The sequence below is a fragment of the Paenibacillus sp. TAB_01 genome (assembly GCF_043945595.1).
Classification (GTDB): domain Bacteria; phylum Bacillota; class Bacilli; order Paenibacillales; family NBRC-103111; genus Paenibacillus_S.
On record NZ_JBIFNP010000001.1, the window covers coordinates 6,488,180 to 6,508,663 of the forward strand.

Consider the following 20,484-nt stretch of genomic DNA (forward strand, 5'->3'; position numbering starts at 1 on the left):
TCCGGCTCCCTAAGCATCAAGCCATAACCCAAGTATCCTTGCAGCCGCCTCCCTGTGAGGAGTTGACGACCAGCGAGCCCTCCTTCAGCGCCACGCGGGTCAGACCGCCCGGAATAATATGAGCGCCCCCCTCCCCCATGAGCACAAAAGCGCGCAGATCGATATGCCGCGGCGCCAGCTGTCCGTCGATCAGCACCGGCGCTCTGGACAATTGCATCGTCGGCTGGGCGATATAGCGGTCGGGGTGCAGCCGGATTTGTTCCGCAAAGGCGGCGATTTCCTCCGCCGCGGCCGCAGGGCCGACCAGCATACCGTATCCGCCGGACAACGACGTTTCCTTCACCACCATCTCCGGCAGCCTCTCTAATACATATTCCCTCTCCTCTTTGCGCGATAACAGATAGGTAGGCACATTTTCCAGAATAGGTTCTTCCTTCAGATAATATCGGATCATCTCCGGCACGTAAGCATAGATGGCCTTATCATCCGCAATGCCGGTACCCGGAGCATTCGCAATAGCAATATTGCCTGCCCGGTAAGCATTCATAATTCCGGCGACGCCGAGCAAGGAGTCGGGCTCAAAGGCAAGCGGATCCAGGAAGTCGTCGTCAATCCGGCGGTACAGCACATCTACCTGCGTAAGCCCCTTCATCCCGCGGATATAGATTTTATGATCGATAGCGACCAGATCGCGGCCTTCGACCAAATGAATCCCCATCTGCTGAGCCAAAAACGCATGCTCGAAATAAGCGGAATTAAATTCGCCGGGCGTCAGCAGTGCAATGACCGGTTCGGCCTTACGGTTCGGGGACAAGCTGCGGAGTGCCGAAAGGAAGCGGTTCAGGCTGTGCTCCACATCGCGGATCGAGCAGGAAAGCGTCAGCTCCGGGAAGAGCTGATTCATAATCGAGCGGCCTTTAAATAAGTAAGAGAAGCCTGAGGGGGAGCGCAAGTTATCTTCAAGCACGTAATACCGGCCGTCGGAATTGCGGATCAGATCGATGCCCGAGGTCGTAATATATACACCGCCGGGAACATCCACATGCATCATCTCCGGCCGGAAGTAGCGGTTGCCGACAATCATTTTGCGAGGGATCAGTCCATCCAGCACCATCTTTTGCTCATGGTACATATCGTGAAGGAACCGGTTCAATGCTTCGACCCGCTGCAGGAGCCCCTGCTCGACGACAGCCCATTCTTCAGCCGGGATGATGCGGGGGATCATATCGAACGGGATCGTTCGCTCCAGCGGCATGGATTGCTCAGGGTGATACAGCGTGAACGTAATCCCCTCCTCCAGCATCCGGCGGTTCATCGCTCTCTGTTTGGCATCGAGCTCTTCCTTGCTCATCTTGGAAAAAGTCGTATGCACCTGCAGGTAATGAGAACGTACAGTGGACTCCCGTGTAAACATTTCGTCATAAAAAGCTTCTAACGGATACGGAGCATTGCCGGAGTGTCTGATCATCGCCATACGCTGTCCCGGTTTCACAGGCTGATATAAAGTAAGCCCTTCGAACCAGTTCCTCCCCACTTTTTCAATCATTTATGTTATATTTTATAACATTAATTTCATAAAACTCTTAAAAAAACCGAATGTTTCATGCTTTTATACTATTTATCATATGCTTCTAGGCATTTAATGTCAATATTAATGACAATTATTTAACAAAGCTTGTCCCTCGGTTTTTCGGTTCCGGTCCTATCTTATTTTTACACGGCATGGCCGGTTAAAATGACATCGCTGCCGGTCTGGAGGAAGGAACATTTCCGGTGCCGACGTAACCGAACTACGGCTGCAAGCGCCGCTCAGGGCATGGATGTTTAATATAAACAGCCGCGGTGTCGCCCAGGGTATCGATGCCTAACATAAACAGCTGTTCCGGTACCGCCCAGGCCGTGGCACGTATCTAACACAAACAGCCGCCCGTCCCGAAATCGGGATTGGCGGCTGTGTTACTTTTTTTGCCCGCAGACGAATTATCTTCTTCTGGTTTCCGTAAGCTGGAACTGCTCGACCAGCTGCTGCAAAAATCCGGTGATTCCTTCGACGTGATGGGAGGTATGACGCACGTTAACGATATCCGTCAATAGCTCCTGCACCTTACCTTCCACTTCCGTAGAAATTTTCCGGTTTTCCATACTGACCGCGGCAATCTTCTCCATCAGGCCGACAACCTCGTCGACCACCTGCGTCTTCTGCGAATCGGCGCCGGCTCCGCTTAACGTTTCCGACGCGGCTGCAACCAGCTGATTCCCTTCGGTGACAACCTGGGTGCCTTCTTCCATAGAAGCGAACGCTTCCTGCGCATTGCTGTAAATTAAGTGTACGGTATCGCTGATCTCTTCCGTCGATTTGCGGGTCAGCTCCGCCAGCTTGCGGATTTCCCCGGCGACCACCGCAAAGCCTTTGCCGTGCTCGCCCACGCGGGCCGCTTCAATAGAAGCGTTAAGCGCCAGCAGGTTCGTCCGGTTCGAAATCTCTTCAATGACCTGCAGCACACTCCGAATCTGCTGGGTCGTTTCCATAAAGGTCAGAATCGTTTTGTTCGTTTCCGCCACCTTCGTGGAAATTTGATTCATTTTCTCCCCGATCCGTCCGACTTCCGACTGAGCGACGGAAATTTGCTCCATAGCCTTGTCTTCGAGCACACGCAGCGTTCCCTGCATTTCGCCTACGGCGTCCTTGGCGACATCAATGTCCTTCAGCTGGCTGCGAATACTGCGGATCATATCGTGGATTCTGCCGCTCACCCTCTCGGTCGAGCCTTCCGTGCTTACCGCCGACTGATTCAGCTGCTGCTGGCTTATCATAACATCCGCCGCAGCCTGCTTCACCTGAAGCATGATACCCTCGAGCGAATCGATCATGTTGTTGATCCACTTGGCCAGCTCCCGCGTCTCATCCTGTTCGAACTGCGCGCAGTCGATCCGCTGCGTTAAATCTCCCTTGCCTTCCGCATTGATGCGGATGAACCGGTTGATCTTGTGCAGGTTCTCCACAACCGGCCGGGAGCCTTTGGCATGCAGCGTCCAGGCTACCACTAAGCCGTACAGCAGATTGAACGCAAGAATAATTCCCGCCATCCCGAGCGTCGGAACGCGATTCATCAGGAAGTAGACCAACAGCGCGGACAATACGCCGAACAATCCGATCAAAGGGAGCTGCAGCTTGGTCAGCTTCCAGCCGATACCGCGAATCCGGTATACCTCCTCCAGGTCGCCCTCGCACATCATCCCCCATACGTCCGGACAGTGCGGCAGCTGAAAGGTGACCCCTTTCCCGATAACAGGAATATGCCGGTAGTCGGAATACCCCGGAAAGGCAACGAACAGATTACTGCCGTTCGCAATCGTATTGGCTACCCCGGGATGCAGCTCCCCTGTTGCCGGATCCGTGAACATGATCTCCAGCTCGGTATGCTCTTTGACCGATACGATCCCCCAATCCGTCGTCACACCATCCTTCAGGTTCTCCCCGTGGGTAAAGGCTCGGCCCTCAAACCGGCTGCGCGACAGCGCCGTGCCGGGTGCGATGTGCGTATTCAGAGCCGGGCGGGCCATGAAAATATAGTTGTCGCCGGAATCGGGATACACATGCCCGGATTCGCGCTGGATCAAATCACCGATCACATCGTTGGGCACCCGTCCGCACAGCGCGCCCTTCCATACGCCCTGCTCCATCAGCGGAACCATAAATAACAGCGTCATTTTATCGTGAAAAGCCGAGGTGCTGGGCCCGATCTCCAAGGTCAGCGGATCGGCATACGGTCCGAACAAGCACTTGTCCCCTTTGCCCGAATAGTCGAGTCCTTTGGACAGAAGGCTTTTGCCGGCGTACTTTGTTCCTACATGCTTAGCATACGAGGAAAATACGACTTCCGCATGCTCGTCCAGCAAAAAGATTTCCGAAAAATCGGAAGCACGGTTTCTTGTTCCGGCCAACAGCTTGGCCAATGCAGCGGACAGGTACTCCGAGGATTCTCCCGTTCGTCTTCCAAGGAGACGATCTGGGCCAGCAGCCGGTCCAAATGCCCCCAATATTCATTCGTCCAGCTCTTGAGAAGCTCCATCCGGGTGCTTGCAATACCTTCAAAAATGTCTTCCACATCGTCCTTCAAATTCCGATTTAAGCGGTATGACCTCCACAACGGCCAACCTTTTCTAAAACCTATCCAATCAAACATCTGCCTCTCCCCCCATGCCATAGCAAACAGTATGACTATGTTAACAATTATAACACATACTTCCATTTGGCGTGAGACAAATTTCCTATTTCACGTAAGAAAATAGGCATTTTTTTGTGAATGGAAACAAAAAAACCTGCCTATATTCGACAGGTCTTGACAAAACTATAAATTATTTCTGGAAAAACCGAACGATTGAAGGAAGGTATCGAATCCGCTGGCACCATGCTCTGTCCGTTTGTACACGCCAGCGTCGCGTAGCACGTCAGCAAATTTGCCACCAACCGCCTGCCGCAGCACCTCTGCGGCCTGTTCCGCCGACAGGCTCGTACCATGCTCCTTGATCAGCTCGCCAATCCAGGTCCAATGCTTGTGCAGCGGATGGTCCGGATTCGCCGCCCCGTTATCTTCGAACGGCTGTTCTCCTGTCAGCAAAGGCACGATAAGCTCCAGCTCGTCCTTGAGCCTTCCCGGCAGCACCGCCAGCCCCATGACTTCAATCAAGCCGATATTCTCCTTCTTGATATGATGCAGCTCCTGATGCGGGTGAAAAATGCCGTCCGGATGCTCCGCGCTCGTCCGGTTGTTGCGCAGCACCAGATCCAGCTCATATTCGCCGGAGGCGTTATTGCGGGCAATCGGGGTGATCGTATTGTGAGGGACTTGAACGCCCTCCCGCTCGCTGAAGGCCACAATATCGTGAGCCTCGTCGCTGTACCCTTTCCATGCCTGCAGCAGAAGGTTCGCCAGCTTCAGCAGCAGCGATTTGTTATGGCTGGAGATCCGGATGACCGACATCGGCCACCGGACCATACCGATCTTCACATTCGGAAAGTCCGGGTGCGTAAAGGTACGCTCCACCGGCGCCTTTTCCATCGGGAACCGGTGCTTCCCTCCTTGAAAGTGGTCATGGTTAAGGATGGATCCGCCGACAATCGGCAGATCGGCATTCGAACCGATAAAGTAGTGCGGAAACTGGTCGATAAAATCCAGAAGCCGGTAAAACGTCGAAGTAGACGTCTTCATCGGACGGTGCTGTTTATCGAAAATGATGCTGTGCTCGTTATAGTACACGTAAGGCGAGTACTGGAAAAACCACGGGTCGCCGTCAAGCTCAAGCGGGATGACCCGCAGGTTTTGCCGGGCCGGATGATTCAGGCGGCCTGCATACCCCACATTTTCGATGCACAGCAGACATTTGGGGTAGTTGCTTTGCGGCGCGTTTTTCAGCAGCGCAATTTCCTTCGGGTCTTTCTCCGGCTTGGACAGGTTTACGGTAATTTCCAAATCGCCGTATTCCGTCGGGGCCAGCCAATACTGGTTTTTGGCGATACGGTCCATGCGGATATAGTTGGAATCGATGCACAGCCGGTAAAAATCGTTCGTCGCATGCTCGACCCCCTCCTGCTTCGCCTTCCGCCAGAAGCGGTCGGCAACCTCGGACTGCCGGGGCATGAGACAGCCCATCAGCTTCGCGTCCAGCAGGTCGCGCAGCGTCGTATTGTCAGCCTCCAAAATGCCCGCCTCGGCGGCGTAATCCAGCAGCGATTCCAGCAGCGGTACCGGGCTGTCCGCATGCGTATCCAGCTCGCCCTCGTACGGCTCGCCGATCCGCAGCAGCTCCAGCAGCGCGTTGCGCGAAGCATAGCTGTCGATCGGCTCGATCAGCTTATGCCGGATGCCGAACTGCACCAGCTCCTCGACTGACCTTGCCGCCGCTGCCCGTTTTTCCCGGGCAAGCTCCGTTTCGTTCACGGTTAATTCGTTCATAAGGGTCGTCCCTCCTTCTGTACCCTACCGATGCCTGTATCCTGCCATGCACCCTAGGCGGTAGCGCCCAAGCTTTTCCGCCACTCAGGGCATCCGCACCGCAGGGACGCTATCTATACTTTGTACAGCGCTATAGTCAATTCGTTATTCGGCGTAGCCGTTCGGATGCGCTTGATGCCACGCCCATGCCGTCTCGATGATTTTCTCCAGGCTGTCCCGCTGCGGCTTCCAGCCGAGCTCCGCTTTCGTGCGGTCGGACGAAGCGATCAGTACGGCAGGATCTCCCGCCCGGCGCGCCTCAACGACAGCCGGAATCGGGTGGCCGGTCACCTTGCGGGCAATCTCGATGACTTCCTTCACCGAGAAGCCTTTGCCGTTGCCGAGGTTGTAAATGCTGCTCTCGCCGCCGCTGCGCAGCTTCTCTACAGCCAGAATGTGCGCGTCGGACAAGTCCGTCACATGAATGTAGTCGCGGATGCAAGTACCGTCCGGCGTGGCGTAATCCTCGCCGAAGATCGAAATGTGCGGCCGCTGCCCAAGCGCAACCTGCAGTATAATCGGAATCAGATGCGTTTCCGGCGAATGGTCTTCGCCGATCTTTCCGCTCTCGTGCGCGCCCGCCGCATTGAAGTAGCGCAGCGATACGTACTTGATGCCGTGCGCGGTGTCGAACCAGCGCATCATTTTTTCCATAGCCAGCTTGGTCTCGCCGTAGGCGTTGGTCGGCAAGGTGCGGTCGCTTTCCACGATCGGCACGTTCTCCGGCTCGCCATACGTAGCTGCCGTCGAAGAGAATACAATCTTCTTCACGCCGTATTCGTTCATCTTCTCCAGCAGGCACAGCGTGCCGTATACGTTGTTATGATAATATTTCCCGGGATTTTGCATGCTTTCGCCAACCAGCGAATTGGCCGCAAAATGAATCACCGCTTCAATGTTATTTTCCTTGAATACCGTATCCATACATGCCGCGTCGCGCAGATCTCCGACATAAAGCTTGCCGCCCAGCACCGCTTCCCGGTGTCCTTGCTGAAGGTTATCGACGACGATAACCTCTTCGTTTCTTGCCAGCAGCTCCGCTACCGTATGCGAGCCGATATAGCCCGCTCCCCCCGTTACCATAATTGCCATCTTGTTTCCCTCCCATAGCTTTATAAATCTACCCGCTGTACAGCGTATTTTTTGATTCGTTATGCTTTCTTTAAGCTTCGATTTCCTTTACGCCGTCGCCAATATCGCACACATAAAAATCGGCGGTCAGGCCTGTTTTTTCGTTATACACACGTCCTACCTGCTCAATAAGCTGCGCTACAGCATCCTCATGCACCAGTGAAACCGTGCAGCCGCCAAAGCCGGCACCCGTCATCCGCGATCCGAGCACGCCGGGAATTTTCAATATTTCCTCAACCATGACGTCAAGCTCCAGGCAGGTAACCTCGTACAAGTCGCGCAGCGATTCGTGGGAAGCGACCATCAGCCGGCCGAAGGCTTCAAGATCGTTCTTCTCCAGCACGTTCATCGATTGCAGCACACGGTCGATTTCCTCGACGACATGCTTCGCGCGCTTGCGCACAACCTCATCCTTGATCAGATGCTGATAGGTACTGAACTGCTCCAGCGTAAGCTGTCCCAGCAGCGAAAGCTCGGGGAACTGCGCCTGTAGATCGCGGACCGCCCGCTCGCACTGCGCGCGTCTTTCGTTGTAAGCGGAATCGACCAAGCCGCGTTTCTTGTTCGTATTGCCGATAACAAGCTTGTAAGCTCCGCCTTGGAAAGGTACATGCTTATATTCCAGCGTATCGCACATCAGCAGAATCGCATGATCCTTCTTGCCCATCGCTACGGCAAACTGGTCCATGATTCCGCACTTGACGCCGATGAATTCATTTTCCACCTTTTGCGATAAAAGCGCGATGTCGACCTTATCCGTCGGCTGTCCTTCCATCGTCAGCAGACCGAAGGCCGTGACTACCTCAAGCGATGCCGAGGAGGACAAGCCCGAGCCGTTCGGAATGGCCCCGCTGAACAAAATATCATAGCCGCCGACAGACAAGCCTCGCTGCTGCAGCTCGTGAATGATGCCCTTCGGATAATTCATCCAATCGTCAGCCGGATCAAAAGTCAGATTGCTGATGGAAATATGTTTGCGCAATGGAAAGTTCGTGGAAGCCAGTCCAACCTGTCCGTCATCGCGTTTGCGAATCAGCATCATGGTTCCGAAGGTCAGCGCAGCCGGAAACACGTAGCCGCCGTTATAGTCGGTATGCTCACCGATCAGATTGACGCGCCCCGGCGCGTGAAATATGCGGATCGGCACCGCGCCTTCCTCTCCGTACCATTCCTTGAACTGCTGCTGCAATGCCTGTAAGTCTGCCATGAATACACCGCCTCTATTGGTTTTGCGCGGCGCCGTCCGGATCGGACCTGCACCGCTGTATCTTGTTTTCAGTATACTGCCGGCACCATGTTTCCACTATGGAACGATGTCAGTATCACATGGAAAAATGTTAGATTACATACTTCCCTCTTGATCTTACTATGATATACTTTCTGTAATGAAATTCAAAGCAAAGGGGCCGTCCGCCATGTCTACCCCGATCAAAAGAACCGACAGCTACTATGTGGTATCCAATCCGCAGCCCGAATCGGACAGCGACTTGAGCGTGCTGTTCACCGGCAGCAGCCAAACAAAGCCCGGGCATAAGCCCGGGCCTAAAGTCGTTGATTATTATTTGCTCCACCATGTGCAGTCCGGCTCCGGCACGTTCACCTGCCAAGGCGCCACCTACCGGCTAGGGGCCGGGGACAGCTTTCTGATCGAGCCGGGAAAGCTGATTCATTATCAGGCGGATGAGCACGATCCCTGGTTCTACCGCTGGATTGCGTTCGAGGGAGACCGCGCCGCCCGGCTCCTGCAGCAGATCGGCCTGTCCTCGCAGCAGCCGATTGTGCGCACCGGTCGCAAAAGAACCATCCCCGTGCTGTACCACCACGTGCAGACCGTGTTCCAGACCCGTGCGCCATACGCCGGACTGAAGGCCAACGGCTATCTCCACCTGCTGCTGGCGGAGTACGCGGAAGCGCTGAAGCCGCAGCAGGCGGACGACCCCCACCCGTCCGGAAGCGGCGAGCATATCGTGCAGCAGGCGCTGCACTACTTGTCGACGCAGTACGCGGAGCCGATTACGATCGAGCTGATGGCCGAAGCGCTCGGCTATAACCGCGCCTACTTGTCGACCCTGTTCAAGAAGCACACCGGGCTGACCCCGGTGACCTTCCTGCTGCGGCTGCGGATCGACAAGGCCCGCCTGCTGCTGAGAGAACGGGCGGAGCTGACCGTCGAGCAGATCGCCTCCTCGGTCGGCTTCCAGGACCCGCTGTACTTCTCGAAGCAGTTCAAGCGCCTGTATGGCATGTCGCCGTCCGATTACCGGAGCGCGATGAAGCGGCTGTAGTCTTCGGACAATGACTGTTGGCGGCAGCTGCGGACTTAAGTTATGGAATGCAGCTGTAGACTGCCACTGTGAGAAGTAGCTGTAACTGCGGGCCGCAGCTATGGATCACGGCTGTAAACCATGGTTGTGACAGCTGGCCGAGCTGTGATCCATGAACTGGCTGCAAAGGGGTACTGTCGCTGACAATCGCGGCAGGGGTTTCTGCTCCCTTATTCCGGGAGCTTGACGCGCGCCTCCCTTAACGGCAGAGCAAAGGACAGGCAGGCGCCCTGGTTAAGCCTGCTTTCCGCCCAGATGCGTCCGCCGTGGAATTCGACGATTTCCTTGGCGATAGCGAGCCCAAGCCCGCTGCCGCCTTCGGCGGAATTGCGGGACTTGTCCTTTTTGTAGAAGCGGTCGAAGATGTAGGGAAAGCTCATCCGGGTCGATACCGCTGCCGTTATCCTGCACCTTCATAACGAGCGAGGCGCGGTCGACCAAAATCTGCAAAGCGATGGATCCTCCGGCTGGCGTATGCTTGATGGCATTGTAGATGATGTTCGTCAGCACCTGGTCAATCCGGTCGATATCGATATAGACCGCGTATTTTTGCCCCGCCGCCGCGCTTGTCTGGATATGCGCCTGCATGCTGAAAGTGAGCCCCGCGTTTCTCACCTCAATCTCATAGCGGTCGCGATAATACTGCACGAATTCCTCGACGCCCATTTCCTGCATCGCGAAATCGATCTGTCTTGCTTCCAGCTTGGACAGCTGAAACAAATCGGTAATGAGCCGGTTCAAGCCGTTAATTCGCGTCAGAATCAGCCGCAAATATTTCTCCTGCTGCTCGGGAGCTACAACTACTTTATCAATGAGCGCCTCGACATAGCCTTGGATCAAGGTCATCGGCGTGCCCAGGTCGTGGGAAATATTGCTCAGCAGATGACGCCTCGATTTCTCCAGACGTCCCAGATCCTCATTCATTTTCTCCAGGCTGCGGTTCGACCTCTCCAGCTCCGCCGTCCGTTCCTTGATCCGGTGCTCCAGACCCATATTCAGCTCGCGCAGCTGACGGGACAAGGTTTCCACCGCGGCAAAGGCGCGGAACGATTTTAAGCTGATAATAAACGAAATCATAAATATGCAATAAAATAAGCCGAACATGGAAATATTCCCTTTGGCGATATATTCGTTCAAATACATCATGTCGATCACGACCGTAACGGCATACACGATCACGCCGGTCAGAACGTACAAGGCGCCGTCCCTCTTATTGCGGACGGTTTCCACCACGCACCGGATGCAGAACAGGCAAACCGCAAGCGTAATCGCCTGATAGACCGGAATAGTATAGGAGAACAAGGAGGCCGGGGTACATAAAACGAACAGCGCAAATAGCAGTCCTGTCCATTGAATCCACCTCACATACCGGAGCTTGAATTCCTGCGGATAAATCCCCCGGAAAAACATGATAATGAGCGGCACGGACAAATAATAGCACAGGTACTCGATTCGGATGCCTGTCAGCCAAGGCAGGTGCGGCAGCAGCAAAAACACGGTGCCTTCCCCCACAAACATCGCCCGGACACCGGACATGAGGCAAAACAGCGCGAAATACAGCGCCCCGGATTCCTTGAAGCGCATGAGAAACAATCCCAAATGGTATAAGCCCATAAACAGCAGGCTGCCGATGAACAGCGCGTCCAGAATCAGCTGCCGGTGATAGGATTCCGTCAGTTTCTGCGCATCGCCGAGCCAAATCTGCTTCCAAATGCCCCCTGACCGGTGGTCGAAATTGGATACTTGAAGGGTAATATCCGCTGCAGACTCTTCCGTATGAAAATACACGACCCGTGGAAAATAGCCCGGGGCAGACGATTGCTTATCCATTCCCACCGTACCGCTGCTCCCCATCTCCTGTCCGTTGATCCACAGCTTGTAGGCTGTCCTGATCGTCGGTATCTCCAAAGCGAGCAGTCCGGAATCGGACGGCAGCATGACCTTCAAATGAAATGTGGCACACCCGAAGCCCGACAGCTGACGGCCGTTCACTAGATATCCGTTCCATGTATGCGGAAGCTGAATCCTCTCCTGATCCGGCTTCAAAGCGGCCTCCACTTGCCCCGGATCCAGCAGCTGTTCCCAGAAAAAATCCCAGTCTCCGTTCAATGCCACATTCCCATCGCTCCGAAACTGCCATCCGCTCAAATCCAATACGCCCCGCTTCGCCGCAGCCGAAGCCTCGGAAGGAAGTCCGCGCAGGCTGCAGCCCGATAAAAATCCCAATAAAAGGATAGCCATTAGCGTTGGAATCCATATATAATAGAGATAGTTTCTGGAAATCAGTACCACTTTCTTTCTTAATTGATAGTTTCCTTCATCGTATCGTAATTTTTAGGTTTTGGGAACTACAAGTGACGCGGTAAATTGCCTTTATTGCCATATCGAGATAGGAAATAAGGAGGAGCACCATGGCAGGGGAGAAAATCTTAATTGTTGATGATGAGCCTGAAATTGTCGAACTCATCCGGTTGTATTTATCAAAGGAAGGTTATGAGGTGCTGGCTACCGATAACGGCCCCAGCGCCTTTGAGTATATGGAACTGCATTTGCCGGATATGGTCATACTGGATATCCAGCTGCCGGGGATGGACGGTATCGAGATCTGCCGTCAGCTGCGCCGGTCCTATCACGTGCCGATTCTTTTCATCAGCTGCCGCAGCGAGGATATGGACATCATTTTGGGTCTGAGCATCGGCGGAGACGATTATATGACCAAACCGTTCAGCCCAAGCCAGCTCGTCGCCCGGGTGAAGGCCCACCTGCGCCGCAAGCAGCTGCTGGAGCAGCAGAAGGAGGACTCGCAGCAGCTCTCGTTCCCCGGGCTGGAGATTGACCTGCTGAGCCGCAATGTGTGGGTCAAAGGAGAGCTAACGCCCTTGTCCTCCAAAGAGTTCGATCTGCTGGCGCTCCTCGCCCGCAAGCCGAACAAAGTCGTACCGATCGAACAGCTGTACAAAATGGCATGGGGCGTCGACAGTAACGGAGATACACGGACGCTGCTCGTACATATAAGCAACCTGCGCAAAAAAATCGAGGCCAACCCGACAGAGCCCGCCTTCATCCAGACGGTTCGCGGAGTCGGCTATAAATTCAACGTCACCGAGGCATAAAAGCCAGGGCAGGACATGGCGGCAGATAATTCGCGGAAATTCCGGAGATCATCTGCCGCCGTTCCTGCCCTGCTTTTTTGTTATGGGAAGCGCAGCCGTCCTGCGCTGCTTCTTTGCACCAAAGTTCCTGAATCTGCCCCGCTAGCTGTCATGGGAGATGCGCTTCAGCAGCTCGTCCATTTCCCGCTCCGTCAAATCCCGCCACTGCCCTCTGCCCAGCTTCCCCAGCTGAATGTTCATGATGCGCAGCCGCTTCAACTGCCGCACCTCATAGCCGAAGGCCGCGCACATCCGCCGGATTTGCCGGTTCAGCCCCTGCGTCAATATAATACGGAACGTTCGTTCATCCGTCTGATACACCTCGCAGGGCTTGGTCATTGTCCCAAGGATGCGAACGCCGCCGGCCATTCCCTGGAGAAACATCCGGGTCAGAGGCTTATCGACCGTAACGATATATTCCTTTTCGTGATTATTCTCGGCCCGCAAAATCTTGTTGACGATATCCCCGTCATTCGTAAGCAGAATCAAGCCCTCCGAATCTTTATCGAGCCGTCCAATCGGGAAAATCCGTTCCGGATGGCCCACGAAGTCGATAATATTGCCGCGCACATGCCGTTCCGTTGTGCTTGTAATGCCTACGGGCTTGTTCAAGGCAATGTAGACATGCGGCTTTTTGTCCTGAATCGGTTTTCCATCGACCCGCACATCGTCCCCCGGCTCCGCCTGGCTGCCCAATTCGGCAACCTGGCCGTTAATGCGCACGCGCCCCGCTTCCACCAGCTTGTCCGCTTCCCGGCGCGAGCAGAAGCCGGTCTCACTTATGAATTTATTAATTCGCATCTCTTCACTCCACTTATCATTTCAATTCCCTCTATTATACCACGCGCCGCCGCTGCACAAAAAACTCGTATTCTTACACTCTCCCCTATTTACATAAAATCCCGGATTAGGTACGATAGACCTATATATAAAATGGCATTTTTTGATAAAATCTGCAGAAAATGAGGTGCTATGTACCCGTGTCTTACGCAGCAAAAACCGTATTTTATTTCAGCCTGTACATGTTCGTCCTCAGCTTGACCCTGCTGATCCGACCGCAGCTGCTTGCCTCCCTGCTCGGTTATACCGCCGAGAGTGAAATCTGGATACGGCTGATCGGTATGTTCCTGTTGTTTCTTGCCTTCGACTACTGCGTTTCCGCATGGGAAGGAATCACGCGATTTTTCTACTTAACCGTGTACACCCGAGCCTCCATTATCGTGTTCATGTCCACCTTCGTCGTTCTCGGTATGCTGAAGCCGATATTTATTCCCCTCAGTCTCATTGATTTCTGCGGAGCGATGTGGACGCTTCATGCGTTAGAAAGAGCGCGCCGCCACAGAAAGAGCGCCTTGGTTTCAAAAGCCCAGTAATAAAGGCGCAATCATATTAGATGCGGCATAACCGCCTTGTTGCATGTCAGATGTCAGTGTGGCACAGCGCTTCATGAGGCGGAAACCGGCTTTTGCACTTTGCACAATAAAACACCCTTCCTTGGCCCTGAGGAGCGCTTCTTCCAACAGATTGCTCCTGCGGCCCGGTAAGGGTGTTTTGATTTTGGGACAAACGGGTAATAGAGCGAGTATACCCAATACAAGAAGGGCCTGGGACAGCTGTGCCATGTTTTCCGGCTTGCCGTTCCCCTAAATCTTGCAAGGAGTGTGATAGCTATGACACGTAAGAAACAGACTCATTTGATTACGAGACCGTTTGCTCACGTCCATGACACATTAACCGCACTGGGATTTAGCGAGATTCCAAACAAGGACGGGAGCGTTTATGAGCTGACCTTCCGTGATCCCCTCACACTGAAGGAGTATATATACCGGATTCCGACACACACTGCCCCAAACGGGCTGACCGTTGTCCATATGCACAACGCCTGCTTTGTGAATAAAGAAGATATCCCTTTAGGCGCGATCGAAGCGGCCGCACAAATGATGCGGGAAGTCGAGCAATATTTATCGAGCCATGAGCCGAAGGTGGCCAGCACACCGATCGATAAAGCGATGAACGGGCGGATGGCCAATAACGAGAAGGAAATGAAACGGCTGGGCAATGAAATGGCCAAGATGCCGACCAATTCACAGCTTCTGGAGAACGGACAAGTCCCCGATCCGATTCAATAACGGACAAAGCCGGCGATTTGCCGAGAGTGAAGAGCCAGCTTACCGTCCGATTCAAGTATTCCAAGCCAAACCGGTCAACCCCACCCCGACGGAGTGCTGCGCGTGCAGCTTCGCGGGGTTTTTCTTCGTCATGGAGATCCGGAGAACGGGAACCTGCCGAAAAAGCAGCTGTACTGCGAATACATATAAAGCAAGTCACCGTAAAATTACTGGTATCAGGAACGGTCAATTCCCCTTTCGCATGTTAGGGAATGGCCGTCATCCTTGGTTTCAGGATTGAATGCATTGTGGAGGAATTTACATGGGGTCACCGAGATTCATAAAAAACATTCGAAAGCGGCTTGCCGCCTGGCTTCTCAAAGGCGCGGACACACCGGCAAAAACCGGCGGTGCGGCAAGAGCCTATCGTCCTGAAAGCAGGCAGACCGTTGTACCTCCTGCGCAGGAGACCAAAGAAAAGAAATCGCCGGCACGGCGAACCGTCCGCTGGCGGCCAATCCTTATCGGAAGCGGCCTTCTTATGCTGGCATGCTTGCTGATCGGAGGAACGGCGGCTGCGATGTGGGTGCGCGGCCTCGACGTCAGCAAGCTGGAGCGTCCGCTGCCCGAGCCTACGCTGATCATCGACCGCAGCGGCCAGCCGGCTTCTCAGCTGTCTTCCTCGAAGATCGTGCCGGTACCGCTGGAGCAAATTCCGCTGAACCTGCGCAATGCCATCATTGCCGTAGAAGACCGCCGGTTCTATGAGCATGCGGGGATCGACGTCTGGTTCGATTTTCCGCGCGCTGGCAGTCGACCTGAAATCCGGCTCCATGGCTGAGGGTGGCAGCACACTGACGCAGCAGCTCGCCAAAAATATGTTCCTGCAATCGGATAAAACGATCAGCCGGAAGCTGAAGGAAGCCGGCTACGCGCTGAAAATTAATTTGAGCTACAGTAAGGACGAAATATTGGAGCTGTATTTGAACAGCATTTATTTCGGGGAAGGACGCTGGGGCGTGGAAGGGGCGGCCCAGGAATATTTTGCGAAGCCGGTACAGCAGCTGACGCTCGAAGAAGCCGCCCTGCTGGCCGCGCTGCCCAAAGCGCCCACAACGTATTCTCCGGCTAAAAATAAGGATAAAGCGCTGGAGCGGCGCAACCTGGTGCTCTCCTTGATGAAAGAACAAAATTTCATCACCGACGCCGCCTATAAGGAAGCGTCTGCCAAGCCCATCGTGCTGAAGCAGAACAGCCAGGAATCACTCAAGGGCAAATATCCTTCCTACGTCGATTACGTCATCCAGGAGGCCGAGGATCTTTATGGTTTTACGGAGGAGCAGATTTTGACGACCGGGCTGCGGATCTACACTTACTTGGACCCGAAGCTGCAGCAAACGGCCCAAGAGGTCTACGCGCAGGATAATTTGTTTCCTGCCGGTCCAGGGCGACCAGCTGATCCAAAGCGGCGCCGTGTTCCTGGATCATCATACCGGCGGCATTCAGGCGCTGGTCGGAACCCGCGGTCCGCAGGTATACCGCGGCTTTAACCACGCGACCCAGCTGAAACGGCAGCCGGGGTCGTCCTTCAAGCCTTTGGCCGTCTACGGGCCCGCTCTGGAGCAGGGCTACACGCCGGGCTCCTCCCTGTATGACGGCCCGCTTGATATCGCGGGCTACCAGCCGCAGGACTGGGACGGCCAAAACCGCGGCCATGTTTCGCTACAGGAAGCGATCGTCAATTCCTGGAACATCCCTGCCGTCTGGCTGCTTAACGAGATCGGCCTTGACGAAGGGCTGAGCTTCGTCCGCAGAGCGGGCATTCCGCTCAGCCAGGCCGACCGCAGCCTGAGCATGGCCCTCGGCGGCTTGTCCGAGGGCGTCTCGCCCCTGCAGATGGCCCAGGCGTACAGCGCCATCGCCAACCTCGGCGTGCTGCAGCCGGCGCACGCCATTGCCAAGGTCACGACCAAGGACGGCATCCCCTTGGTCGAGGCCAACCCGCAGCCGGTCCATGTAACCCGGCCGGCCGTGGCTTACACCCTGACTTTACTGCTGCAGGAGGCAGTCAAGTCAGGTACGGGTCAGGCCGCCTCGCTCGGGCGGCCGACGGCGGGCAAGACGGGCACGACGCAGCTGCCCGACACGGCGGAGTTCGCCGACATCGGCAAAAACGGCGCCAAGGACGCCTGGTTCGCCGGCTTCACCCCCGAGCTGACCGCCGCCATCTGGCTCGGCTACGATCAGACCGACAAAACGCACTATCTCACCAGCGGGGGCGGCTCGGTTCCCTCCGTGCTGTTTAAAGAAATCATGAGCCGGGTGCTGAACGGCGTACCGGCTTCCGAATTCCCTATGCCGGAAGAATACCGGGAGCAGCTGCTTCAGCAGCAGGAGGCCGAGCGTGCGGCGGCCCAGAAAGCCGCTCAGGAGGCTGCGCAGGAGGCAGCCCGGAAGCAGGCCGAGGAGAAGCTGAAGCACCCGTTCGGCGAGCTGCCTAAAGCGAATAATGCATTCCATGGCCGGCCAACTAAAGATAAAGAAAAAAAGAGGTAATCCTGAGCAAGGCCGGGATAAGGCAAAGAAATTCGGGGACAACAGCTGTGCGTTTGCAAGCAAGCGGCCTTCGAAAGCCTAAGCTCGGAACAACGCTCCGCACGCGCAGCGATGACTTTTTCAGCGGCCTTCCCCAGGCCGCTTTTTTCTTTAGACTCGCGGGATGCTAATCTGATACTGCCGCCCGGTCTAATCCCTGCCCGCCTCATAAAGCCGCTGTGCCAAGCGGGCGGGCTCTTCCTTGGCGGTCGACATATGATCGCCTCTGTCCTTGATGAGGCGGAACAAGCCTAGCCGGCCCGACATGTGCGGATGCCAGCCGAAGCCGCCGCCCTGGGGAAGCACATTGTCCTCCGTCAGATAGACATAGCTTTTCGGCAGCTCAAGGCTGTAGAACTTGGTCAAATCGAGCTTTTCGAACAGCGGCTTGGCAGGCTCCGGCGTAATCTGATTGTACATTTGCCGTGCCGTACGCAGGCCGGTCAAATTAACGAACCCGTCCCGGTACAGCGGAAACGGCAGCATCAGCGTATGGTTACCCGATTGAGCTGCAAGCTGCTCAAACTGGTGCCGAACTTGCGGCGGAAGCTCGTCAGCCGTGCTTTGCCCGTCCTTTAATACGAAGGCATTTAGAAAAACAAGCCGCTTGATCCGCTCGGGGCCAGCTCCGCCACCTTCTGGACCAGCGTACCTCCGAAGCTGTGCCCTACCAGCACAATATCGCGCAGCCGGTTGGACATAATGTAGTTCGCCAGAAACCGGGTGATCATGGCATGGGTAACATCCTTGTTCGGGTCCTTCCCGTGGCCCGGATATTCGGGCGCATAGACGGTATGTCCCTTCCGGCGCAGCTCGGCGGCGATCCCGTTCCAAAAGGCCGCATCCGCCCAAGAGCCGTGGATCAGCACAAAGGTCAACGGCTGCTGCAAGCGCGGGTCTTCTTCTGCCTGCCGGTAGAAGGACTCGGGAGCGAAGGTCTGGGGAGCGTGGGGACTGTAAGGGCGGCCTAAGCCCAGCCACAGTCCATTCATTGAATAGGTGTGCGGCACAGGAGCAACCGACCAGGGATTCTGTTGAAAATAGGGACGGGGATACGGCGGGGCGGGAAAATCGTAATAATGACCAGCCCCTCTGAAATCAACATACGGCATAATTCATGTTCCTTTCAATAATGGGTTGATTCACTATATGCCCAGAACGCCCATAAAGTTAATCGGCCGGAGCTTTCCTTACACGTACCGCTGCGTTTTCAAACGATTCCTAACATGAGCCCGGCCCCTTAGTTAGGGACAGCTCGCCCTTTTAGATTGTTGAGGCTATAAAAAAGAAGCCGCCGGAACCTTTTAACCGGTTCCGGCAGCCTCAATCTTTAATCCTCATCCCTATCATTCTTATGGGAGTGGTCCTTTCCCTTCTCTTTCTCCTCTTCTTTGCCGCTCTTGCCTTTAGCTTTGTCCTTCGGCTCCGCTTTTTCCCTCTCCTTATCCAATCCTTGGGCCTTGCCTTGCGGGTCCGGAGGATACACGGCCGGCTTTGCGGACGCGGGGCTGGACGCTTCCTTCCATTTGACATCCAGCTTCCACTCCGGCGAGACGTCCTTGAGCTGAAATTCTGCGGCGATCTTCTGCTTCAGCGCCTTTTCGAAGGCGGCATGATCGGCAGGCAGCCCCTTCAGAAACAGCTGAATCATGGCTGCGGCCGCTTCCCCGTTCAAATGAACGACGGAGCGGTCGTTTCTTTTCAAATACAGCTCGCTCCCTTTGGACGGATCCGCCGCCTCCTGTTTAACCTCCAGCACCAAATCGCGGCTTTTCCACTCGAACGACAGCTTCTCCCATCCGGAGTCGGAGGCTTTAGGTGCATTCCCCGGCTCGGCCGGCGCCACGCTTTTGCCGGCAGCGGCCACGCTTCCAGCCGAGGACGAAGCTGGTGCCTCCGCTTCGGCGGAAACGACAGGCGGGAGGCTTGGGCCCGCCAACGGTGCAGCGGCGCCTTCTGCGGGCGTCTGCGGCTCTGCTGCCGTCTCGGCTGCCGTTCCCTCTGCTGCGGCAGGCGCAGGAGATGCTTTCACCTCAGGCGAAATCGCCTTGACGTAAGCCGCCTGATCCTTGCTGTTCAGTATGATGTCCAGCGAATCTCCCGCCTTCAGCTGGGACATGTCGGATTTTTGCATATTGCGGTACACCCATACGGTCGAGGAAGCCGGAAATGCCGTTTCGCTGCCGCCCATGCTGACGACCAGCTTTTTTCCGTTATCGTCCAATCGCACGAAGGTGCCTTGCGTCTGCTGCGAAAGCTCCGCAGAAACCGTACCGCTGTCCAAACCAAGCACGGCAAAGGAAATCAGCCCTAATCCCAAGCATACGGCGATCAGCCATGCTGCTTTTTTTCTCATGTTCCCAGTCCCCTCTCTATTTGAAACTTTAACCAGGTACTATAGAGATTCGCAGCACTGCTTGAATTTCAGGCCTTCCTGCCGCCATAGGCTATTAGGAAATCGGATCCCAGCGATGCTCATAAGCCTGCAGCCGCGGATGCAGCCGTCCATGGGCTTCACTTCCCGCGGCCGCGGAGCTCTCCATATGGATCCACAGCCTGATCTTCTTGATCCAGGGCTCGAAGGAATCGAATGCCGCCAGCTTGTTGGCGGTCGCCTCCGTCACCGCTGCAAAATGGGGCCCGGCATATTTATCCGCCAAATAGCGAAAAGCGGTGTCCATCGGCGTATACTTTTTCCGTTTGCCCTCAAATCGGTCGATCGTCGTATCCATCCGGGAAGAGGCCGCCTCCAGAAGCTCCTCCAAGCCGTCCACGCGCCGGTAAAAGGGTTCAGCATCCCGCTCGTCCATTCGTCTCAGCGTCTCTTCATGCAGGGGATAAAATACGATTCGCTTCACGCCCTTCTGCTGAGCAAAAGCAAGCAGCCGCGCCAGCTGCTGCCCCTTGTAGCCCTCAAAGCTGTCATACACCCAGACCGTTCCTTTGGCTTTCTTGCTCTCATCCTCAGGTTCGTACCCGTAGGGCACCTGCCCTGCTTCTCTTGCCGCCATCCTTGTTCCTCCCGTCGTTCTAAAATCTTCATTTACGAGTAGTATACCAAGCAGACCTGGAAGCTCATTCCCGGACTCCGTGAATGAATAATCAGCCCTCCGGCTGGTCATTTTATACAAGAAGCCGATTGCGCGGAAATGCGGCCGTAAACGGGCTGACCTGCAGT

Annotated in this window: 19 protein-coding genes and 1 pseudogene; 7 read left to right on the plus strand and 13 right to left on the minus strand. The window is 55.3% G+C overall.

Features of this window, described 5'->3' with window-relative positions; all coding sequences use genetic code 11:
* Positions 1-16: 16 nt before the first annotated feature.
* The 5 genes and pseudogenes from ACHHV8_RS31670 to ACHHV8_RS31690 form a co-directional block, all read right to left on the minus strand.
* Complete coding sequence (locus ACHHV8_RS31670) at positions 17-1,474, minus strand: circularly permuted type 2 ATP-grasp protein (RefSeq protein ID WP_395163679.1); 1,458 nt, start codon at positions 1,472-1,474, stop codon at positions 17-19.
* A gap of 506 nt (positions 1,475-1,980) precedes the next feature.
* Positions 1,981-4,187, minus strand: a pseudogene (locus ACHHV8_RS31675) (methyl-accepting chemotaxis protein).
* A gap of 165 nt (positions 4,188-4,352) precedes the next feature.
* On the minus strand, positions 4,353-5,957 hold the full coding sequence (locus ACHHV8_RS31680) for a UDP-glucose--hexose-1-phosphate uridylyltransferase (protein ID WP_395163174.1): 1,605 nt from the start codon (positions 5,955-5,957) through the stop codon (positions 4,353-4,355).
* Between the two features lie 144 nt (positions 5,958-6,101).
* Positions 6,102-7,088, minus strand: coding sequence for a UDP-glucose 4-epimerase GalE (gene galE / locus ACHHV8_RS31685; protein ID WP_395163175.1), 987 nt, complete (start codon positions 7,086-7,088; stop codon positions 6,102-6,104).
* Positions 7,089-7,158: 70 nt separating this feature from the next.
* The gene (locus ACHHV8_RS31690; RefSeq protein WP_395163176.1) at positions 7,159-8,334 is read right to left on the minus strand and encodes a galactokinase; all 1,176 of its coding nucleotides are present in this window, start codon (positions 8,332-8,334) and stop codon (positions 7,159-7,161) included.
* A gap of 208 nt (positions 8,335-8,542) precedes the next feature.
* Between ACHHV8_RS31690 and ACHHV8_RS31695 the strand changes: the two genes are divergently transcribed.
* The gene (locus ACHHV8_RS31695) at positions 8,543-9,412 is read left to right on the plus strand and encodes an AraC family transcriptional regulator (protein ID WP_395163177.1); all 870 of its coding nucleotides are present in this window, start codon (positions 8,543-8,545) and stop codon (positions 9,410-9,412) included.
* Positions 9,413-9,621: 209 nt separating this feature from the next.
* Here the strand turns inward: ACHHV8_RS31695 and ACHHV8_RS31700 are convergent, their stop codons facing one another.
* Positions 9,622-9,744 carry a hypothetical protein gene (locus tag ACHHV8_RS31700; protein ID WP_395163680.1) on the minus strand — a complete coding sequence of 41 codons (123 nt, stop codon included), beginning with the start codon at positions 9,742-9,744 and terminating at the stop codon, positions 9,622-9,624.
* Complete coding sequence (locus ACHHV8_RS31705; RefSeq protein ID WP_395163178.1) at positions 9,686-11,692, minus strand: sensor histidine kinase; 2,007 nt, start codon at positions 11,690-11,692, stop codon at positions 9,686-9,688. Before ACHHV8_RS31705 ends, ACHHV8_RS31700 begins: the two co-directional genes overlap by 59 nt.
* Before the next feature lie 170 nt (positions 11,693-11,862).
* On the opposite strand from ACHHV8_RS31705, the gene ACHHV8_RS31710 reads away from it, so the two are divergent.
* Positions 11,863-12,564: a response regulator transcription factor gene (locus ACHHV8_RS31710; RefSeq protein WP_395163179.1), complete on the plus strand. Its 702-nt coding sequence runs from the start codon at positions 11,863-11,865 to the stop codon at positions 12,562-12,564.
* A gap of 141 nt (positions 12,565-12,705) precedes the next feature.
* On the opposite strand, the gene rluF is transcribed toward ACHHV8_RS31710, so the two are convergent.
* Positions 12,706-13,404 carry a 23S rRNA pseudouridine(2604) synthase RluF gene (gene rluF, locus ACHHV8_RS31715; protein ID WP_395163180.1) on the minus strand — a complete coding sequence of 233 codons (699 nt, stop codon included), beginning with the start codon at positions 13,402-13,404 and terminating at the stop codon, positions 12,706-12,708.
* A 179-nt stretch (positions 13,405-13,583) separates the two neighbouring features.
* On the opposite strand from rluF, the gene ACHHV8_RS31720 reads away from it, so the two are divergent.
* A complete protein-coding gene (locus ACHHV8_RS31720) occupies positions 13,584-13,976 on the plus strand; it encodes a hypothetical protein (protein ID WP_395163181.1) in 393 nt (130 codons plus the stop codon).
* Here ACHHV8_RS31720 and ACHHV8_RS31725 read toward each other — a convergent pair.
* Entirely contained in the window at positions 13,962-14,123 is a 162-nt protein-coding gene (locus tag ACHHV8_RS31725) for a hypothetical protein (protein WP_395163182.1), read from the minus strand. The two genes, ACHHV8_RS31720 and ACHHV8_RS31725, sit on opposite strands and share 15 nt — an antisense overlap.
* A 150-nt stretch (positions 14,124-14,273) precedes the next feature.
* Here ACHHV8_RS31725 and ACHHV8_RS31730 point away from each other — a divergent pair, with 150 nt between their 5' ends.
* The 4 genes from ACHHV8_RS31730 (at position 14,274) to ACHHV8_RS31745 (ending at position 17,267) form a co-directional block, all read left to right on the plus strand.
* The gene (locus ACHHV8_RS31730; RefSeq protein WP_395163183.1) at positions 14,274-14,732 is read left to right on the plus strand and encodes a hypothetical protein; all 459 of its coding nucleotides are present in this window, start codon (positions 14,274-14,276) and stop codon (positions 14,730-14,732) included.
* A 301-nt stretch (positions 14,733-15,033) separates the two neighbouring features.
* Positions 15,034-15,552 (plus strand): transglycosylase domain-containing protein, encoded by a 519-nt coding sequence (locus tag ACHHV8_RS31735; protein WP_395163184.1) that lies wholly within the window; start codon positions 15,034-15,036, stop codon positions 15,550-15,552.
* Positions 15,476-16,261 (plus strand): transglycosylase domain-containing protein, encoded by a 786-nt coding sequence (locus tag ACHHV8_RS31740; RefSeq protein ID WP_395163185.1) that lies wholly within the window; start codon positions 15,476-15,478, stop codon positions 16,259-16,261. The genes ACHHV8_RS31735 and ACHHV8_RS31740 overlap by 77 nt, the downstream gene beginning before the upstream one ends.
* Positions 16,185-17,267: a transglycosylase domain-containing protein gene (locus tag ACHHV8_RS31745; protein ID WP_395163186.1), complete on the plus strand. Its 1,083-nt coding sequence runs from the start codon at positions 16,185-16,187 to the stop codon at positions 17,265-17,267. The genes ACHHV8_RS31740 and ACHHV8_RS31745 overlap by 77 nt, the downstream gene beginning before the upstream one ends.
* A gap of 189 nt (positions 17,268-17,456) precedes the next feature.
* Here ACHHV8_RS31745 and ACHHV8_RS31750 read toward each other — a convergent pair whose 3' ends face one another.
* The 4 genes from ACHHV8_RS31750 to ACHHV8_RS31765 all read right to left on the minus strand — a co-directional run bounded on the left by ACHHV8_RS31750 (position 17,457) and on the right by ACHHV8_RS31765 (position 20,317).
* A complete protein-coding gene (locus ACHHV8_RS31750) occupies positions 17,457-17,792 on the minus strand; it encodes a hypothetical protein (RefSeq protein ID WP_395163187.1) in 336 nt (111 codons plus the stop codon).
* Positions 17,793-17,896: 104 nt separating this feature from the next.
* The gene (locus ACHHV8_RS31755) at positions 17,897-18,418 is read right to left on the minus strand and encodes an alpha/beta fold hydrolase (RefSeq protein WP_395163188.1); all 522 of its coding nucleotides are present in this window, start codon (positions 18,416-18,418) and stop codon (positions 17,897-17,899) included.
* Positions 18,419-18,636: 218 nt separating this feature from the next.
* A complete protein-coding gene (locus tag ACHHV8_RS31760) occupies positions 18,637-19,662 on the minus strand; it encodes a hypothetical protein (RefSeq protein WP_395163189.1) in 1,026 nt (341 codons plus the stop codon).
* Between the two features lie 94 nt (positions 19,663-19,756).
* Complete coding sequence (locus tag ACHHV8_RS31765; protein ID WP_395163190.1) at positions 19,757-20,317, minus strand: hypothetical protein; 561 nt, start codon at positions 20,315-20,317, stop codon at positions 19,757-19,759.
* Positions 20,318-20,484 lie beyond the last annotated feature (167 nt).

What these genes read in the sequence shown, in the direction of transcription:
- ACHHV8_RS31670 (WP_395163679.1), bottom strand. Translation starts at nt 1,474, where the DNA reads ATGGCGATGATCAGACACTCCGGCAATGCTCCGTATCCGTTAGAAGCT.
- ACHHV8_RS31680 (WP_395163174.1), bottom strand. Translation starts at nt 5,957, where the DNA reads ATGAACGAATTAACCGTGAACGAAACGGAGCTTGCCCGGGAAAAACGG.
- galE (WP_395163175.1), bottom strand. Translation starts at nt 7,088, where the DNA reads ATGGCAATTATGGTAACGGGGGGAGCGGGCTATATCGGCTCGCATACG.
- ACHHV8_RS31690 (WP_395163176.1), bottom strand. Translation starts at nt 8,334, where the DNA reads ATGGCAGACTTACAGGCATTGCAGCAGCAGTTCAAGGAATGGTACGGA.
- ACHHV8_RS31695 (WP_395163177.1), top strand. Translation starts at nt 8,543, where the DNA reads ATGTCTACCCCGATCAAAAGAACCGACAGCTACTATGTGGTATCCAAT.
- ACHHV8_RS31705 (WP_395163178.1), bottom strand. Translation starts at nt 11,692, where the DNA reads ATGGCTATCCTTTTATTGGGATTTTTATCGGGCTGCAGCCTGCGCGGA.
- ACHHV8_RS31710 (WP_395163179.1), top strand. Translation starts at nt 11,863, where the DNA reads ATGGCAGGGGAGAAAATCTTAATTGTTGATGATGAGCCTGAAATTGTC.
- rluF (WP_395163180.1), bottom strand. Translation starts at nt 13,404, where the DNA reads ATGCGAATTAATAAATTCATAAGTGAGACCGGCTTCTGCTCGCGCCGG.
- ACHHV8_RS31730 (WP_395163183.1), top strand. Translation starts at nt 14,274, where the DNA reads ATGACACGTAAGAAACAGACTCATTTGATTACGAGACCGTTTGCTCAC.
- ACHHV8_RS31735 (WP_395163184.1), top strand. Translation starts at nt 15,034, where the DNA reads ATGGGGTCACCGAGATTCATAAAAAACATTCGAAAGCGGCTTGCCGCC.
- ACHHV8_RS31740 (WP_395163185.1), top strand. Translation starts at nt 15,476, where the DNA reads ATGAGCATGCGGGGATCGACGTCTGGTTCGATTTTCCGCGCGCTGGCA.
- ACHHV8_RS31750 (WP_395163187.1), bottom strand. Translation starts at nt 17,792, where the DNA reads ATGCTGCCGTTTCCGCTGTACCGGGACGGGTTCGTTAATTTGACCGGC.
- ACHHV8_RS31755 (WP_395163188.1), bottom strand. Translation starts at nt 18,418, where the DNA reads ATGCCGTATGTTGATTTCAGAGGGGCTGGTCATTATTACGATTTTCCC.
- ACHHV8_RS31760 (WP_395163189.1), bottom strand. Translation starts at nt 19,662, where the DNA reads ATGAGAAAAAAAGCAGCATGGCTGATCGCCGTATGCTTGGGATTAGGG.
- ACHHV8_RS31765 (WP_395163190.1), bottom strand. Translation starts at nt 20,317, where the DNA reads ATGGCGGCAAGAGAAGCAGGGCAGGTGCCCTACGGGTACGAACCTGAG.